At 34.2% G+C, this 16,476-nt stretch carries 18 protein-coding genes; 4 read left to right on the top strand and 14 right to left on the bottom strand.

The window, feature by feature from the left end; translation table 11 throughout:
- The 12 genes from M2373_RS10395 to pdxA all read right to left on the bottom strand — a co-directional run bounded on the left by M2373_RS10395 (position 1) and on the right by pdxA (position 11,347).
- Positions 1–948 (bottom strand): hypothetical protein, encoded by a 948-nt coding sequence (locus M2373_RS10395; RefSeq protein ID WP_259110409.1) that lies wholly within the window; start codon positions 946–948, stop codon positions 1–3.
- Positions 945–1,934: a hypothetical protein gene (locus M2373_RS10390; RefSeq protein ID WP_259110407.1), complete on the bottom strand. Its 990-nt coding sequence runs from the start codon at positions 1,932–1,934 to the stop codon at positions 945–947. The genes M2373_RS10395 and M2373_RS10390 overlap by 4 nt, the downstream gene beginning before the upstream one ends.
- A gap of 23 nt (positions 1,935–1,957) precedes the next feature.
- Complete coding sequence (locus M2373_RS10385) at positions 1,958–2,938, bottom strand: hypothetical protein (protein ID WP_259110405.1); 981 nt, start codon at positions 2,936–2,938, stop codon at positions 1,958–1,960.
- A 4-nt stretch (positions 2,939–2,942) separates the two neighbouring features.
- Positions 2,943–3,704 carry a glycosyltransferase family 2 protein gene (locus tag M2373_RS10380; protein WP_259110403.1) on the bottom strand — a complete coding sequence of 254 codons (762 nt, stop codon included), beginning with the start codon at positions 3,702–3,704 and terminating at the stop codon, positions 2,943–2,945.
- Positions 3,705–3,706: 2 nt separating this feature from the next.
- Positions 3,707–4,957 (bottom strand): ornithine--oxo-acid transaminase, encoded by a 1,251-nt coding sequence (rocD, locus tag M2373_RS10375; protein WP_259110401.1) that lies wholly within the window; start codon positions 4,955–4,957, stop codon positions 3,707–3,709.
- Positions 4,958–5,006: 49 nt separating this feature from the next.
- Positions 5,007–5,264 carry a hypothetical protein gene (locus tag M2373_RS10370; RefSeq protein ID WP_259110399.1) on the bottom strand — a complete coding sequence of 86 codons (258 nt, stop codon included), beginning with the start codon at positions 5,262–5,264 and terminating at the stop codon, positions 5,007–5,009.
- A 98-nt stretch (positions 5,265–5,362) separates the two neighbouring features.
- Complete coding sequence (locus M2373_RS10365; RefSeq protein ID WP_259110397.1) at positions 5,363–7,168, bottom strand: WG repeat-containing protein; 1,806 nt, start codon at positions 7,166–7,168, stop codon at positions 5,363–5,365.
- 96 nt (positions 7,169–7,264) lie between these two features.
- Positions 7,265–8,620 carry an acetyl-CoA carboxylase biotin carboxylase subunit gene (accC, locus tag M2373_RS10360; RefSeq protein ID WP_259110395.1) on the bottom strand — a complete coding sequence of 452 codons (1,356 nt, stop codon included), beginning with the start codon at positions 8,618–8,620 and terminating at the stop codon, positions 7,265–7,267.
- 151 nt (positions 8,621–8,771) lie between these two features.
- Complete coding sequence (gene accB / locus M2373_RS10355; RefSeq protein WP_259110393.1) at positions 8,772–9,254, bottom strand: acetyl-CoA carboxylase biotin carboxyl carrier protein; 483 nt, start codon at positions 9,252–9,254, stop codon at positions 8,772–8,774.
- A gap of 126 nt (positions 9,255–9,380) precedes the next feature.
- On the bottom strand, positions 9,381–9,584 hold the full coding sequence (gene rpmF, locus M2373_RS10350; protein WP_034678990.1) for a 50S ribosomal protein L32: 204 nt from the start codon (positions 9,582–9,584) through the stop codon (positions 9,381–9,383).
- Between the two features lie 65 nt (positions 9,585–9,649).
- On the bottom strand, positions 9,650–10,171 hold the full coding sequence (locus tag M2373_RS10345; protein WP_259110388.1) for a DUF177 domain-containing protein: 522 nt from the start codon (positions 10,169–10,171) through the stop codon (positions 9,650–9,652).
- 84 nt (positions 10,172–10,255) lie between these two features.
- Positions 10,256–11,347 (bottom strand): 4-hydroxythreonine-4-phosphate dehydrogenase PdxA, encoded by a 1,092-nt coding sequence (pdxA, locus tag M2373_RS10340; protein WP_259110385.1) that lies wholly within the window; start codon positions 11,345–11,347, stop codon positions 10,256–10,258.
- A 48-nt stretch (positions 11,348–11,395) separates the two neighbouring features.
- Here pdxA and M2373_RS10335 point away from each other — a divergent pair, with 48 nt between their 5' ends.
- The 3 genes from M2373_RS10335 to M2373_RS10325 are packed head-to-tail and all read left to right on the top strand — an operon-like array spanning position 11,396 to position 14,137.
- On the top strand, positions 11,396–11,992 hold the full coding sequence (locus M2373_RS10335; protein ID WP_259110382.1) for a riboflavin synthase: 597 nt from the start codon (positions 11,396–11,398) through the stop codon (positions 11,990–11,992).
- Positions 11,982–13,436: a HAMP domain-containing sensor histidine kinase gene (locus M2373_RS10330; protein WP_259110379.1), complete on the top strand. Its 1,455-nt coding sequence runs from the start codon at positions 11,982–11,984 to the stop codon at positions 13,434–13,436. Before M2373_RS10335 ends, M2373_RS10330 begins: the two co-directional genes overlap by 11 nt.
- Positions 13,436–14,137 (top strand): tRNA1(Val) (adenine(37)-N6)-methyltransferase, encoded by a 702-nt coding sequence (locus M2373_RS10325; protein WP_259110376.1) that lies wholly within the window; start codon positions 13,436–13,438, stop codon positions 14,135–14,137. Before M2373_RS10330 ends, M2373_RS10325 begins: the two co-directional genes overlap by 1 nt.
- Before the next feature lie 85 nt (positions 14,138–14,222).
- Here the strand turns inward: M2373_RS10325 and M2373_RS10320 are convergent, their stop codons facing one another.
- Both M2373_RS10320 and rpmH read right to left on the bottom strand, forming a co-directional pair.
- Positions 14,223–14,933, bottom strand: a complete 711-nt coding sequence (locus tag M2373_RS10320) for a cell division ATP-binding protein FtsE (RefSeq protein WP_259110373.1) — start codon at positions 14,931–14,933, stop codon at positions 14,223–14,225.
- A gap of 153 nt (positions 14,934–15,086) precedes the next feature.
- The gene (rpmH, locus tag M2373_RS10315; protein ID WP_039365072.1) at positions 15,087–15,245 is read right to left on the bottom strand and encodes a 50S ribosomal protein L34; all 159 of its coding nucleotides are present in this window, start codon (positions 15,243–15,245) and stop codon (positions 15,087–15,089) included.
- Positions 15,246–15,471: 226 nt separating this feature from the next.
- Between rpmH and M2373_RS10310 the strand changes: the two genes are divergently transcribed.
- Positions 15,472–16,476 carry a bifunctional oligoribonuclease/PAP phosphatase NrnA gene (locus tag M2373_RS10310; protein WP_259110520.1) on the top strand — a complete coding sequence of 335 codons (1,005 nt, stop codon included), beginning with the start codon at positions 15,472–15,474 and terminating at the stop codon, positions 16,474–16,476.

The raw sequence follows: 16,476 nt of genomic DNA, 5'->3' as shown, positions 1-16,476 counted from the left end.
TTATAATTTGAATATTTTCTTTGTAAAATTGGTAACACGATATTTATCGATAATGTCCTCAGGAATTTCTACATAGTCGAGTTCCAAAAATTTTTTAATTACATCAGGATCTAAATGATGACTATCGATAACCAGCATGTTATTCGGATGGTAGAATGCATAGTCTTTCACCGCTGCATTGGTAGTGATGAGTTTTTTTCGATATCCTAAACTTTCAAAAGTTCTGAAAGATAAGCCTTTCTGATCTTCCCTCTGAATGTCAATCATGGCTTTAGACTGAGCAATCAGTTTTTTTGTTTCTTCAAGAGTAAGATATTGAGTGGTTGAAATCAAATGAGGGTACACTAATTTTTCAAACCAAAATAATACAAAATGAATTTTTAATCCACTTTCAGACAAAATCTTTGAAACAGCATTTATTTCATCAATCCTTGAATCGTAAGACGAAACATTGAATAGATCATATTGTATTTCTTCAGGCTCTAATCTTTCATCATAAATGAAATTAGAGGTCTCAATAAAGTTATATTTTGCAATATCCTCTTTTTCGTAAGAATAAATTTCATCAAAAATAGGAGCAATATCAAGCTGTCTTGGAAATTTTTTACAACTGTCATATAGATAAGCGGTAAAAGTTTTCGTATTGGCTTTTAATTTTTTCAGTAAAGAATCTTCAAGCATATCAGGTCTGATCACAAAAATAATATCCTGCTTCTCCTTAATCTTACCTAAAACCTGCTGATTGAAATATTTTTTTTTAATGTTACTGCCAAATAATTTAGTGATACCATTCCATATCTTCACAAAAACATTGGGATAGGTATATTTTATAGTATCTGTTTTAATATCAGTAACTTCAATATTAGGGTTGGACCTAAGTTCCTGAACCACAAAATCAAGATAACCGTACGCAAAAGGATAAATTAGAGTAATTTTCTTTGACGTCATTTTTTAAATATTTCTTTCAGTTTTTCTTCAAATGCGATTTCTTCATTCAGAACCATTTTTTTATAGGTAGTAAATTGTGCAATGTGATCTGAATAGTTATCTAAAACGTCCTTTATTTTTGCAATAATTTCAGGGATTTTGTCTTCACTGAAATTAAATTTATATTCATCAGGAATCATCAGGTCTTCATAGTAAGCTGAAGATCCGTTTCTGCCCGAAATAATGCAGCAGTCCTGAGATACAGACTCTCTCAACATCTTGTCACGACCCGGATTTTCTCCAAAATCGACGTACAGTAATGATCGGGCCATAATCTCCTGGATTTGTCCGGCATTCATATTCTGTATAGGAATCCATGTAAGTTCAGGCGAGCTTTTGATGATCTGAGAGATCTCTTTTATGCCTTTTCGGGGATTGTATATGATTGTTTTATTAGTAAGATCTTTCTCTATTCTTTCTGTATTTTTTAAGAAGCTCGGATTGATATAATCACAAACAAAATCGATCTGGCTTGCAGGAATTCCGTGGTCTTTTATATAGATTGATGATCTGTAAGACTGCGCCCACTGAAAGACATTCGGGAAATGTTCAAAATAGTATTCCCTGTCTTTTTGCTGATAAAACAACCTGGTGAAAAAGCTCTGCCTGCGGATTCTGTGATCCATTAAGATTTTATAGAAATTTACACTCAGCCACCAAATCACTTTCTGGCTTTCCGGATACTTTTTGATCAGGAAAGTCATAGATTCGGGAACGATAAGTATATTGTCGGATTTATCCTCTATCGTTTCTATTTGTGTTGTCGTGTAAACATTATAATTTTGAGGCTTTGCATTTTTTCTTTGAGGAATGTAATGCATGAATACATTTCTGATACCGAGATGATGGAGTTTGTCAGCCAGCTGATGTAATGCTTCCGGCCCACCTGTAACACTGTTGGGTGGACAAAATATGATAATTTTAGATTGATTCGTATACGTAATCATGGGTTACTGTTCAAAAAATGTGTTTAGGATAACTGAAAAACCTTATTTACCCAGTTGTCAAGAGTATATTTATAGTAAATATTATCCGGAATTTTGACATATGGTAATTCAAAAAAAGATTTATCAAGATTACTGCAGGTTTCATTTAAAACCAAAATATTATTGGGATTATAAAAATCATACGTTTTAATAAACTCATTATCTGTAATGATTTTTTTCTCTAAAGCCATTGCTTCAAAAACTCTGAAGCTGAGCCCATACTGATTTTCACGGGTAAGGTCAAGCAATGCTTTTGAATTTTTATAATATTCCGGCAATTTTGAGTGACCGATTTTTTTAATGCTGAAAATAATATGGAGATTTTCAGGAACCGTAAGGAAAATGTTTTTCAGCTGATGTTTCCATCCTTTCTTTCCAATGACAATAATTTGGAATTTTAATGACAATTCCAATAGTCTTTTGGTTAGCAGTTTAATGAAAGCCACTCTTTTATTATCATACGAGGTGATATAAAAAAGATCCATTTTAGTCTTCTGATCTTTATTTTCTAAATGAGGAAGGTAGATATAGTTGGTTAACTTTTCAAAACAATATTTTTTAGTATCCGCAATATCGAATGAGAAAATTTTGTCAAAAAGATTCAGTTTTTCCCTTTCCACCGGAAACCTGTCGAGACTATCATAAAGGTAAGTGATCAGTCGGTCCGATTTTTTTCTTATTTTTTCTAATGTTGATAAATCAAAAGTATCAGGATTCAAAACTAAAATCTGATCCTGATGGCCCAGTTTTTCAAGAGATTCCAATACAAATTTTTGTCTCTTTTCGGTCTTTAGGTTTTTGTTAAGAAAAATTTTGCTTACGGCATTCGTCGCCCTTTCACTAAAATTAGAATGCGTTACATCTCCTATTTTAATGTGGTGGGCGTCAATACTTTTTGCACATAGTGTTTCTACAATATGTTCATCATATCCCCAAAAATCGAAACTAATTACACAAATCTTCATCCAATCAATTTTGCTCCTTTTTTAATGATTCATAAGTTTCAAAAACACTTAGTGATTGCAAATAAGAAAGTTGATAGCCTTCTTTTCCGTCTAATATACCTAAACGCAAAATGTATGCCTTAAAGAATTTGAACGTGGTTTTGGAATATTGAGTTACTACACTGAATTTTTTTCCTCTAGCAGCCAATTCTTGTCCTTTTAAAACTCCATAATGAATCATTTTCTTTTTATAGGACTCATAATCATTAACGGAGAAATGAAGGAGTTTATTTTTTAGTTCTCCGATTGTACCATTCACATGTAAAGTTTCATGAACTTTTTTCTCAGCGATATATCTGGCTTTCGATCTTCTGAATAACCTGAAGTTTTTATCCGTCTGTGTTCCCGAATAATGAATAGGCTTTTTAGCAAAAAAGAACTTTCTATAAAAATAATAGGCATCCTTTTTATCTGTTTTATTCAATTCTTCGATAATTTCCTGTCTCAGCTCAGGAGTTGTTCGCTCATCTCCGTCAAGGAATAAAACCCAGTCATAGCTGGCGTTGTCCAAGGCCAGATTCCTTTGTTTTGTAAAATCTTCAAATTTATTTTGAAAAATTTTTACATTGGGAAAGGTTTGGGCTATTTCTAAAGTTTTATCAGTACTAAAAGAATCGACAATGACAATTTCATCACAAAAATCAAAACATTCGAGTACTTCCCGAATGTTTTTTTCTTCGTTGAATGTTATAATTAAGCCACTAACTTTCTCAGTGAGGTCAGGCATATTTATTTTTTGAAATCTAAAATAGTTTTTTCAATAATTTTTACACAGTCAAGCAATTGTTCTTCCGTAATAACCAACGGGGGAGCCAATCTGATGATATTTCCGTGAGTAGGTTTTGCCAGTAATCCGTTTTCTTTTAATTGTAAACAAAGATTCCAGGCTGTAGAACTGTCGGGAGTATCATTGATCAAAATAGCGTTCAGTAAGCCTTTACCTCTTACTTTCGTAATCAAATCAGTCTTTTCAATTAGTTTGTCAATTTCAGATCTGAATAATTGTCCCAGTTCTTCGGCTCTTTCAGATAATTTCTCTTCCTCAACAACATCTAAAGCAGCCACTGCCACTGCACAGGCAATCGGATTTCCACCGAAAGTAGAGCCGTGTTGTCCTGGCTTAATAACGTTCATGATCTCATTATTTGCCAATACCGCAGATACAGGATACATTCCTCCGGAAAGCGCTTTTCCTAAAATTAAAATATCAGGCTGAACGTTTTCATGATGACATGCTATTAATTTTCCTGTTCTTGCAATACCGGTTTGTACTTCATCGGCAATGAAAAGGACATTATATTTTTTACAAAGCTCAGAAGCGTTTTTTAGGAAATTTTCATCAGGAACATATACTCCTGCTTCTCCCTGGATAGGTTCTACCAAAAATGCTGCAATATTTTGGGCTTCTCTGGACAAAACTTCTTCTAATGCTGTAATATCGTTATAAGGAATTTTAATAAAACCGGGAGTAAAAGGTCCGTAGTTCTGATTGGCGTCCGGATCATTGGAGAAAGAAACAATAGTCGTTGTTCTCCCATGAAAATTATTTTCACAAACAACGATTTTCGCCGCGTTTTCTGATATTCCTTTTACTTCGTAGCTCCATTTTCTGGCTAATTTTACAGCGGTCTCCACTGCTTCAGCTCCGGAGTTCATCGGTAAAACTTTATCAAAACCAAAAAGGGTAGTAATCTTTTTTTCATATTCTCCCAATTTTGAATTGTAGAAAGCTCTTGAAGTCAAAGCTAATTTTTTTGCCTGCTCAACTAAAGCGTCAACAATTTTCGGATGAGAATGCCCTTGGTTCACAGCAGAATATGCTGAAAGAAAATCATAATACTTTTTGCCTTCAACATCCCATACAAAAACACCTTCTCCTTTGTCTAAAACAACTGGTAAAGGATGATAGTTGTGTGCTCCGTACTGGTCTTCAAGGTCAATAAAATATTGTGAGTTTTTTGCTGTTTCTACTGTTGACATATATATTTGGTTTTGGACAAATTTAAGGATAAATATTTTAAAATTTACTTTAGTTAAAAGATACTTCTGTTTGGCTCATATCTATCAGGTTTCCATATTGATCGGTAACAAAATTATATTCCGTGAAAACAAAAAGCCCGTTTTTATAAAATCCTATATTGCCCGTTTTAAAGTAATCTTTTTTGAATTGTATTTTTAAAAGTGTTTTTATAATATCAAACACCTCTAAGGCTTTGTGATTTGGTACTGTTATCTTTTGTAAATAATGATAATCGGTCATTTTTATTTTTAAGATCAATAAATCCATATTTTTTCTGTCATAAATCAAAAGATAATCTTTTTTTGTCAATTTCATAAAAGAAGAAAAGCAAAGTGCAATAATTTCATAAGACTGAAATCTAAAGATTAATACGTGATTTTAACCACATTCATATAGGGATCAATGTAAGTCTTAATGACGGATGTGTCGTTGTATTCTTCATGAACGAAAAGTCCGGCATCTATCTGACCGTCATAGGTTGATTTAAAATTAAATTGCAACAAAGGTTTCATCGTTTTTTTATTGAAAATTCCTTTGCTCTTATCGGTGTGGATGATCAGATAATCTCTGTTAAAATAATAATCCGAATAATTCGGCATTGATCCGTCAATGGTTTGAATTACTTCTCCTTTACCATTGTAGATTTCTGTTTTCTGTGATCGGGTTGCAATGTAATTGGTAGAATATTTTATTTGTTCGATGTTGGAATACTTTTTAGTATAAATTGGATTAAAGTTTTGATCTGTTGGATATTTGTATTCGTTTTCTTCAATAAAAAGCTGATCCATAAAAATATGAAAAGCCTGTCCGCTTTTTGAAGTTTTTAAAATGTTTCCTTTGATATCGGTAATAGCGTAAGAATTTTCGATTTGGGCTATAAGATATTTACTTTTAGAAAAAGTATCATAATACCATGCGTTTCTTTTAATTCGATGGAGAATTTTTCCGCTTTCTTTCTGAATGAATATATTTTCATTATTGTTGGGATTGTTTTTATTTCTTATCAGAATCACATAAAAATCTTTTAATTCCGTTGCTGGCGATGACATCGAGTATTTCGACCATAATGGAAAATGTTTGTATAAATTTTCCTGCAGATTTTTTTCGTTTTGATATCCGTTACTGCTTAAAGAACTGTAATTATTAAATTCTTCATAGCTGTATTGCTGTACAATTTTTCCTTTATAATCTAAGAGAGCAATATCTTTGTTTTCAGGATTCTCGGCAAGGATGTTTTCTTTTCCAATTTTTTGTAACGTTTTTGTAAATATGTTATGGTGTATGATTTCATAATCTTTGTTAATGTATGAAGTAGATTTTACATCTCCATATTTTCCATCAGCATAATTCGTGGCAAACAGTATAATTTTCTCATCGTCTCGGTCTTGTTCATAGCTTACTGGACTTAAGCTGTTAATCTGATCTTCAAAATATTTTTTGCCGGTGACCAGATTTTCGATATAAGTTTTCCAATTGTTTCGGATCAGAGCAAGATGTCCGGTGATATAAACATCTGCTGATTCTATTGTTTTAATCTTTTTCCCTGTGTTGTCATAAATGTCGAAATGCCTTTTGGGAGTTTCTTTCTGAGCTAAAAAATATTTTCCGGAAAATGTTATATCTGAATATTCTGCAGGGATAATTTGTTCTCCTTTATCGTTATAAATACTCATAAATTTATTCGTACGGACTTTGATAAGACCTTCTGCCAATTCAGAGGTGTTTTTGATACGGAGTTCTCCAAATCCATCATTTTCCATATCATTTCTGTAATAACATTTGGGTGTGACCATTTTTCCTTGAACGTTGAACAGGGCATGGCATTGGTCCAACTGATTTTTATCTGATTGATTCGGAACGAGAAGAGTTGCGTTGATCAAGCCATTTCTAAATTCTGAAATATTAAAATATTGAGGAGCAAGTACGATTTCTCCTTTTTCATTGATCAAGCCCCAGCCATTAGCTGTAAGAACTTTAGCGAGCTTAATTGTAGAATCTTTTTTTACAGGCATGAATTCGCCAGTCAGAAGAAACCTTCCTTCGAAAGGATATTCTTTCTTATTGCTGTTGGTATTAAAAATTGTATCGTTATGGATTCGTGTAATTTTTTTGAATTGAGAATAGGTTAAAATGGAGAATATAAATAGAAAAAGAAGGTAAATTTTTTTCATACAGACGGTCATTTAAATCAAAGATAACAAGAAAAAATAATCCGTCGTACAAATAAATGTAAGACGGATTATTAAAAAGTTTTATATTAAATAATCTTAGTGATTATCATATTTTTTATCCATTACAAAATCCTCCATGAATTTTGTCGTGTAATTTCCTGCAAGATAATCTTCATTATCCATCAGTTGTCTGTGGAAAGGGATTGTTGTCTTTACGCCTTCAATATAGAACTCTTCCAAAGCACGTCTCATTTTTGCGATCGCTTCCTCACGGGTTTGAGCCGTCGTGATTAATTTTGCAATCATCGAGTCGTAGTTAGATGGAATTGTATATCCTGAATAAACGTGAGTATCTACTCTTACACCGTGACCGCCAGGAATGTTTAATCCTGTGATTTTTCCCGGAGAAGGTCTGAAGTCAGCATAAGGATCTTCCGCGTTGATTCTACATTCTATGGAGTGTAATTTCGGATAATAGTTGATTCCAGAAATTGGAGTTCCTGCAGCCAAAAGAATCTGTTCTCTGATCAGATCATAATCGATTACCTGTTCAGTAATTGGGTGCTCCACCTGAATTCTCGTATTCATTTCCATGAAGTAGAAATTTCTGTGTTTGTCAACCAAAAACTCAATCGTTCCTACTCCTTCATACCCAATGAATTCTGCTGCTTTTACAGCGGCTTCACCCATTTTCTCACGAAGTTCGTCAGTCATGAAAGGAGAAGGAGTTTCTTCTGTTAACTTCTGATTTCTTCTTTGAACTGAACAGTCTCTTTCCGAAAGGTGGCAAGCTTTACCGAATTGGTCTCCTGCAACCTGAATTTCGATGTGTCTAGGCTCTTCAATAAGTTTTTCCATGTACATACCTCCGTTTCCGAATGCAGCCACAGCTTCCTGAATAGCAGATTCCCAGTGATCTTTAAGGTCTTCAGCTTTCCAGACAGCTCTCATTCCTTTTCCACCACCACCGGCAGTAGCTTTGATCATTACCGGATAACCTGTTTCTTCAGCCGTTTTTACAGCGTGCTCATAAGACTCGATCAATCCGTCAGAACCAGGTACACAAGGTACACCTGCAGCTTTCATGGTAGCTTTAGCATTTGCTTTGTCTCCCATTTTCTCAATCTGTTCAGGAGAAGCACCAATGAATTTGATACCGTTCTTCTGGCAGATTCTTGAGAAATTAGCATTTTCAGATAGGAATCCGTAACCTGGGTGAATGGCGTCTGCATTTGTAATTTCTGCAGCAGCAATAATGTTAGGGATTTTAAGATATGAGTCTTTACTCATTGCAGGACCAATACAAACAGCCTCGTCAGCAAATCTTACATGAAGACTGTCTTTGTCGGCAGTAGAGTATACCGCAACAGTTTTGATTCCCATTTCTTTACAAGTACGTAAAATACGCATTGCAATTTCGCCACGATTGGCAATTAATATTTTTTTGAACATCTTCTTAAATTTGAAAATTAGATAATTTGAAAATTAGATAATGCGGTGATGCGATGATGTGAGTGGGATAAAATCAAAGCTGGTAAACTTCCAGCATCTGATTTCCCTCCTCCTTCTTCTAACATCTAATGTCTAACATCTAACTTCTAAATTAAGATGGATCTACTAAGAATAAAGGTTGGTCATATTCTACCGGAGTAGCATCGTCAACTAAAATTTTAACGATTTTTCCGCTTACTTCAGATTCAATCTGGTTGAATAATTTCATTGCTTCAATTACACATACCGTTTTACCGATAGAAACTTCGTCACCAACGTTTACGAATACGTCTTTATCTGGAGATGGCTTTCTGTAGAAAGTTCCGATCATTGGAGATTTAATCGTCACATATTTGCTGTCATCAGATGCAGCTTCAGCTTTTTCAGCAACCGGAGCAGCAGCGGCAGGAGCTTGTGCAGGAGCAGCTACTTGTTGAGGAGCAGTGTGATAAACTGCAGGTTGTGCATAAGTAACTTCGCTTCCAGCTAATGGAGTTTTAATAGTGATTTCGAAATCTTTAGTTTTGTACTTCACCTCAGAAACCTCTGCCTTAGATACAAACTTGATAAGATTTTGTATGTCTTTAATGTCCATAAAATTGATATTTGATTTTTTTCAAAGATACCAAAAAAACATAAAAAACAACAAAAAACCGCCAAATTTTATCAAAATCGGACGGTTTTTGTATTAAAACGGGTGTTTTTCGATGAAAAACGACTCTTAGTTTTCTTCAGTAGTTGCTACTTCTTTTTCCAATACTACTTTACCTCTGTAGTAAAGTTTTCCTTCATGCCAGTGAGCTCTGTGGTAAAGGTGCATTTCTCCTGTTGTTGCATCTTTAGCTAATTGAGGAACTACAGCTTTGTAGTGAGTTCTTCTCTTATCTCTTCTTGTAGACGACTGTCTTCTCTTTGGATGTGCCATTTTGTAATAACTTTTTTAATTTGATGAGCGATGAGATTCATCATCTCATCATCTTTAAATTATTTTTAATTTTTATTCTTTAAATTTTTAAGTGCATCCCATCTCGGGTCACTTTTAGGTTCTTCTTCTTCAGTTTCTTTTGGACTGAATTTTTCAAGAATCTCCAGATCTTCATCAGTTACGTTAGGTGATATCTTTTTCATAGGTATTGAAAGAGCCACATTTTCGTAAATCAGTTGTGCAATGTTGAAAGCATGATCATTAGAAGGAATTGTAATAACATCTTCCTCGCTGTCGTCATATTCTTCGCCAAATTTTACTAATACGCCGATCTGATTTTCAATGGGATGATTGAAGTTTTCGTTTGTAATATCACAAACTAATGCTACCGTTCCATTTACTTTTATCTCAAATTCTAAAAAAGTAGAATGTTTATCTAATAAGACATCTACTGTGATTTTAGGATTTGTAAATTCCTGTTCAGTGTCAAATAATTGAAAGAACTCTTTATCTATCTCAAACCTGAACTCGTGCTTGCCGGTTTTAAGTCCGGAAAAGCTTACGTCATAGTTTCTTAACTTGTCCATAAAATGAGTGTGCAAAAATATGCAATTTTTTTATAATAACAAATAAAATTTATAACAAATTACTTTAAAATTTCTTTTAAAAAATTAACCTTCAGTTTCATCCGGCAGATCTTCGTCGATTCCATTATCCATAGCCATTTTTCTTGGCTGCAGTCTGTTACTCATCAGGTCATTGTATTCACTTCTGTGCTTGAAAATCTTAATAGCAGTGAAAATAGCTTCTGTAAAACTTTGTGGATCAGCAATATTTTTTCCTGCAATATCATAAGCAACACCGTGATCCGGAGAAGTTCTGATAAATGGAAGTCCGGCTGTATAATTTACTCCTTCTTCATAAGCTAGAGTTTTAAAAGGAGCCAGTCCCTGATCGTGATACATGGCTAAAACAGCATCGAAACTTTTGTATTTATTCGGTTGAAAGAAGCTGTCAGCAGGGAATGGGCCAAAAGCAAGAATTCCATTGTCTGAAAGTTCTTTGATTGCAGGGCCTATGATTTCAATTTCTTCGCTTCCAATCACACCTCCGTCTCCGGAGTGAGGGTTTAATCCTAAAACAGCAATTTTAGGTCTTGAAATATTGAAATCTTCAATCAAAGTCTGGTTTAATACTCTGATTTGTTTTTTTATTTTTTCTTTAGAAATGTTTTCGGCTACTTTTGCAATAGGAATGTGGTGTGTTGAAACTGCCACTTTAAGATCTTCTGTTACCAGAAACATTAATCCTTTTTTATTGAATTTTTCTTCAAAATAGCCGGTGTGTCCGGTGTGTTTAAAGCCCATCTTCACCATCTCGTCTTTATTGATCGGAGCGGTTACAATAACATCTATCTCGCCTTTTAATAAAGCTTCTGTTGCCGCCTCCAGAGAATCAATCGCCATTTTGGTAGATTCTTCCGTGGGAGCTCCCAATTCTACAGTCACATTGTCTTTCACAAGATTTACCATATTCAGTTTTCCTGCCTGTGCCTGTGAAGCCTCGTTGATATAGTTGAAATTAAGATTTAACTTAAAAATGTTTTTCTGATAAGTAAATAATTTTCCCGAACCAAAAATTACCGGGGTGAAAAAATCCGTAATGGTTTTGTCTGCAAGGGATTTCATGATGATTTCGGGACCGATGCCGTTGAAATCTCCGATTGAAATTCCTACTCGTACTTTATGGTTTTTTGGGCTCATTTTGATTATCTTTGAAGATTATAATTTACAAATTTAGCAAAAAATAATATGTTCACAGGAATTATTGAAGCAGTTGGAGTTATTGAGAAGATTGAAGAAAATGGAAGTAACATCGATTTTACTCTTACCTGCCCGTTCACGAATGAATTAAAAATAGATCAGAGTCTTGCTCATAACGGATGTTGTTTAACTGTTGTGAAAATTGAAGGCGACCAATATGTAGTAACAGCAATCAACGAAACCCTTGAAAAAACCAATCTTGGAAATTGGGAAGTTGGAAGCGTTGTCAATCTTGAACGTTGCATGAAAATGGATGGAAGACTTGATGGGCACATTGTTCAGGGGCATGTTGACAAGACGGGAGAGGTCGTAAGTATTGAAAATAAAGACGGAAGTTATTTCATTACGATCAAGTACGAAGACAACGGGAGCTTTGTAACAGTTCCTCAGGGATCTATCACGGTAAACGGAATAAGTTTGACGGTAGCAAAAAGTGAAGATTCTCAGTTTTCAATTGCGATCATTCCATATACCTGGGAGTTCACCAATATGAAACATTTAAAATCCGGAGATAAAGTTAATTTAGAATTTGATATAATTGGTAAGTATATTGCTAAGTTAATTAAAAAGCAGGATGGCAATTAATAAATATAAAGGATATAGCTTAAGAAATCGGGTGTTTTTCGGTTTCTTGCTGGTATGTCTTTTAAGTGTTATTGCGGTTTCTTTGGTTCCTTATTTTGTGCTAAGGAATAATTCTTTGCAGCAAAGCAGGATCGATATGCAGGATAAGACGATGGCGGTTATGCGTTATCTGGATTATGCTGTCAGCAGATCTACTATTGACACAAAGGATCTTCCAAAAGTTTTAGAGAACAAAATTTTTGAAATTGCAGACATCAATCAGCATGATATTGTTATTTATGATTTAAAAGGAAACTATCTTCTCTCCAATAAAGATGAAAGTCTGATCGAGCAGAAGACTATTCCGATTACTATTGTTAATAAAATTCTGGCAACGGATGCGAGAGTTGATATCAGAGGATATGACCAGGCTAAAGATGCTGTCTTTACTTCCTCTTATCTTGTTCTTAAAAATAATGAGCTGGAACCGATTGCTATTATTTATATTCCGCTTTATCATAATGAATCTGCTTACTATGATGTTCTGCATCAGTATGTGAAGTATATTTTACTTGTCGATTTTTTCCTTATTCTTTTTAGTGTCTGGATCAGCTGGATTACTTCAAACAGCCTTGCGAAAACAATCACCAAGTTTTCTGATATGATTACCCGTATCACTTTGTTTGAAAATGATATGCATCCTATCAGATACTATAAAAATGATGAGCTTAACGCACTGGCGAGAGCGTATAACAGAATGATTCTTCAGATTCAGGATCAGAAAGAAAGGCTTCGTTTCAAAGCTTCGGAGGAAGCGTGGCGTGAAATGGCAAAACAGGTTGCTCATGAGGTGAAAAATCCTTTGACGCCGATGAAGCTCACCATTCAGAACTTTGAAAGAAAATTTGATCCTCAAGACCCGAATATTAAAGAAAAAGTAAGACAGATGAGTAAAACAATGGTCGATCAGATTGATTTGATTGCCACTGTTGCATCTGCATTCTCAGAATTTGCCAAGCTTCCTGAAAAGAATAATGAGGTTATTAATTTAAATACTGAAGTTGAAGATATTCTGCGGGTGTTTAATGATGACAGCATTTTTATGCATTCCAATAAAGGTAATATTATGATTAATATGGATAGAATTTATCTGTCCAGAATTATTACAAATCTTGTTACCAATGCCAAGCAGGCAGAAAGTGATGAACGTAAATTAATTATTAATGTAGATGTCGAACAGCATCAAAGAAGGGTTATGATCTCGGTTCAGGATAATGGAATTGGTATTGCAGAAAATATGTATGAAAGGATTTTTGAACCTAATTTTACTTCAAAAAACAGTGGAATGGGGCTTGGTTTATCAATGGTAAGAAAAATGGTGGAAGATTATAAAGGTGAGATTACCGTAAAATCTGAAGAAGGAAAAGGATCAACATTTACGATTACACTGCCTACCAATTTATAGTGAAATCTTTTATATTTAAACAATTCGAGATTCAGCAATCTAAAAACGTTTTCCGTGTGGGAACAGACGGTGTTTTGCTGGGTGCCTTGGCATGTATTGATCATGCTGAAAAAGTTCTGGAAATAGGGACAGGAACAGGTTTGATTTCGCTCATGTTGGCTCAAAGAAATGTTCATGCTGAATTTTTAGGAATTGACATTAATGAAGAGGCTGCAAATCTGACCAAGATCAATTTTGAAAACTCACCTTTTAAGTTAAGATTAAAAAATGTTTTTCAGGATTTTAAAAATTTCAAAACTGAAGATAAATTTGATCTCATTGTTTCAAACCCTCCTTATTTTGAAGAATCTGGTTCTGAAAAGGATAAAATTGCCCGGCAGACAGTGGAGCTTAATTTTCAGCAATTAATATCAAAATCAGCGATATTGCTTTCTGAAAAAGGAGTTTTTTCTGTAATCATTCCTGTGGAAGCAGATGATGTTTTTGTAGAGATTGCTGAAAAAAATCGCTTATTTTTAAGTAAAAGAATTTTCATTAAAGGAATTGAAAATTCAAAAATAAAAAGACTGATTTTGGAATTTTCTTCGATGGTTAAAGAGCTCGAGGAGCGGGAGTTTATAATAGAAAAAAGCCCAAGGCAGTATTCCGATCAATATCTGGAGCTTACAAAAGAATTTCATGTTTTTAAAAATAGCGTTTAAAACGAAAACGTTTAAACTAAAAATAAAAAGAGTTGCGATATGATCAATGCAACTCTTTTTTTATGATATAGATTGTATGTAAAAACTATTCAAATAATTCTGCTGTATCCAGCACGGAAACCTTTCCATCTTCGCATCGGATTGCTTCACCTGGAAAGTTCTGGATCATATGATAATCGTGAGTTGCCATTACTACGGCAGCTCCGTTTTCAAGAGCAACCTGTTTTAGCAGGGTCATAATTTCGTTTGAAGTTTCAGGATCTAAATTTCCTGTGGGTTCATCTGCTAAAATAAGGTCTGGGTGGTTTAATAAAGCTCTGGCAATGGCAACACGCTGTTGTTCTCCTCCGGAAAGTTCGTGAGGCATTTTGTGCTTTTTGCTTTTCATATTTACACTTGATAAAACTTCATTGATTCGGTCTTCCATCTTTATTTTATCGCTCCAGCCGGTTGCTTCAAGAACGAATTTCAAATTCTTCTCTACCGTTCTGTCTGATAATAACTGGAAATCCTGAAATACAATTCCCAGCTTTCTTCTCAGGTTCGGAATGTCAGAAGTTCTCATTTTTTCCAAATCAAAACCTACTACAGCACCGTGGCCTGCAGCCAATGGGATGTGTCCGTAAAGTGTCTTTAAAAGTGAACTTTTCCCAGAACCTGTTTTTCCGATAAGATAGCAGAATCTACCTTTTTTAATGTTTAAATTAACATCAGAAAGAACAGTGAAGTTTTTTTGCGCAATTTTTGCGTGTTGTAAACTTATGATATTATCTCCGGCGATATTTGTATGTGGCATAATTCAATTTTAAAGTACTATTTCTAAAAATATTTTCAGCTTTTAAAAATAGTAAAAAGAACTCTAAAGAAAGTATATTTTAGGAAATTTTAACAACAAAAAATGCCTGAAAAACTTCTTTTCAAGCATGATTTGTATATGATAATAAAAAGATTATCTCTTAGCGCGTGCAGCACTTACAGTTAAACTCTTTCTGCCTTTAGCTCTTCTCGCAGCCAAAACTCTTCTTCCATTTGGCGTAGACATTCTTTCTCTGAAACCGTGTTTGTTTCTTCTTTTTCTTTCTGATGGCTGGAATGTTCTTTTACTCATTACTATATGTTTAAATCGTAATTATCTATTAATTTTCAGGTTGCAAAGATATAGAATTTTTTAGAAGATGCAAACTTTAATACTTTTTTTTTGAATGTTTTTTATCAAATTTCTTACAAATCCTCACTGGAAAACGAATTCCGTTATATTCAAAAATAATATTAATGATTTATTTAAAAGCTCTATCTTTGGAGACTCAAAATTAAACAAAAAAATAAACATAATGATGTTTACACCTGCGGAACTTTTAGAAATCAATACGCTGCTTACTCCCGACAACAAAATAGTTATTCTTACCCATTACAATCCTGATGGTGATGCTATTGGTTCCAGTCTGGGTCTGAAGCACTATTTGAAAGCAAAAGGGATCGAGGCAGAAATCGTTGTACCCAATGATTTTCCGAAATTTCTGAAGTGGATGCCGGAATCCAAGAAAGCGATCATTGGTGAATATAAAAGAAAAGTAGCCTTTGATATTATTAATGAAGCTGATGTTATTTTTTGTTTAGATTTTAATTCTCCTTCCAGAATCGGAATTTTAGGAGACTGGCTGACACATGCTAAGGCAAAAAAGATCTTAATTGATCACCATCAGCAGCCTGAAAAATTTGATTTTGTATATTCTGATACTGTAATTCCTGCAACCTGCCAGATGATTTATCACTTTATCGAAGTGATGGGTGATGAAAAATTAGTCAATAAAGATATTGCAGAATGTCTTTATACAGGAATAATGACAGATACCGGAGGTTTCCGTTTCAGATCCACCAGTGCGGCGACTCACAGAATTATTGCAAACCTGATTGAAAAAGGTGCCGATCCTTCGTTTATTACCTCAAGTACTTGGGATACAAATACGGTTTCCCGTTTACATCTTCTTGCTTTGGTATTGGCGAGAATAGAAGTGGTAAAAGACGGAAAGGTTGCTATTTTATCATTAACAAGAAATGAACTTAAAGAATACGGCTTCCAGAAAGGAGATACAGAAGGTTTTGTAAATTATGGGCTAAGTATCATGGGCGTGAAAATGTCTGCATTCTTTATGGAAGATCTTTATGAAGATTTTGTGAAAATTTCATTCAGAAGTAAAGATGATATGGATGTAAACCAGTTTTCAAGAAAGTACTTCAATGGCGGTGGGCATATTAATGCTGCAGGAGGTAAATCTAACCAGTCCTTACCGGAAACAATCGAAACTTTTAAAGCTAGGGTAGAAGAAGAGTCTCTGTAA

Origin of the sequence: Chryseobacterium sp. JUb7 (genome assembly GCF_024806495.1) — a bacterium.
In the GTDB taxonomy this organism is placed as follows: domain Bacteria; phylum Bacteroidota; class Bacteroidia; order Flavobacteriales; family Weeksellaceae; genus Chryseobacterium.
The sequence above is the reverse complement of the archived record's forward strand: the minus strand, read 5'-3'. Positions and strand labels throughout refer to the sequence as shown.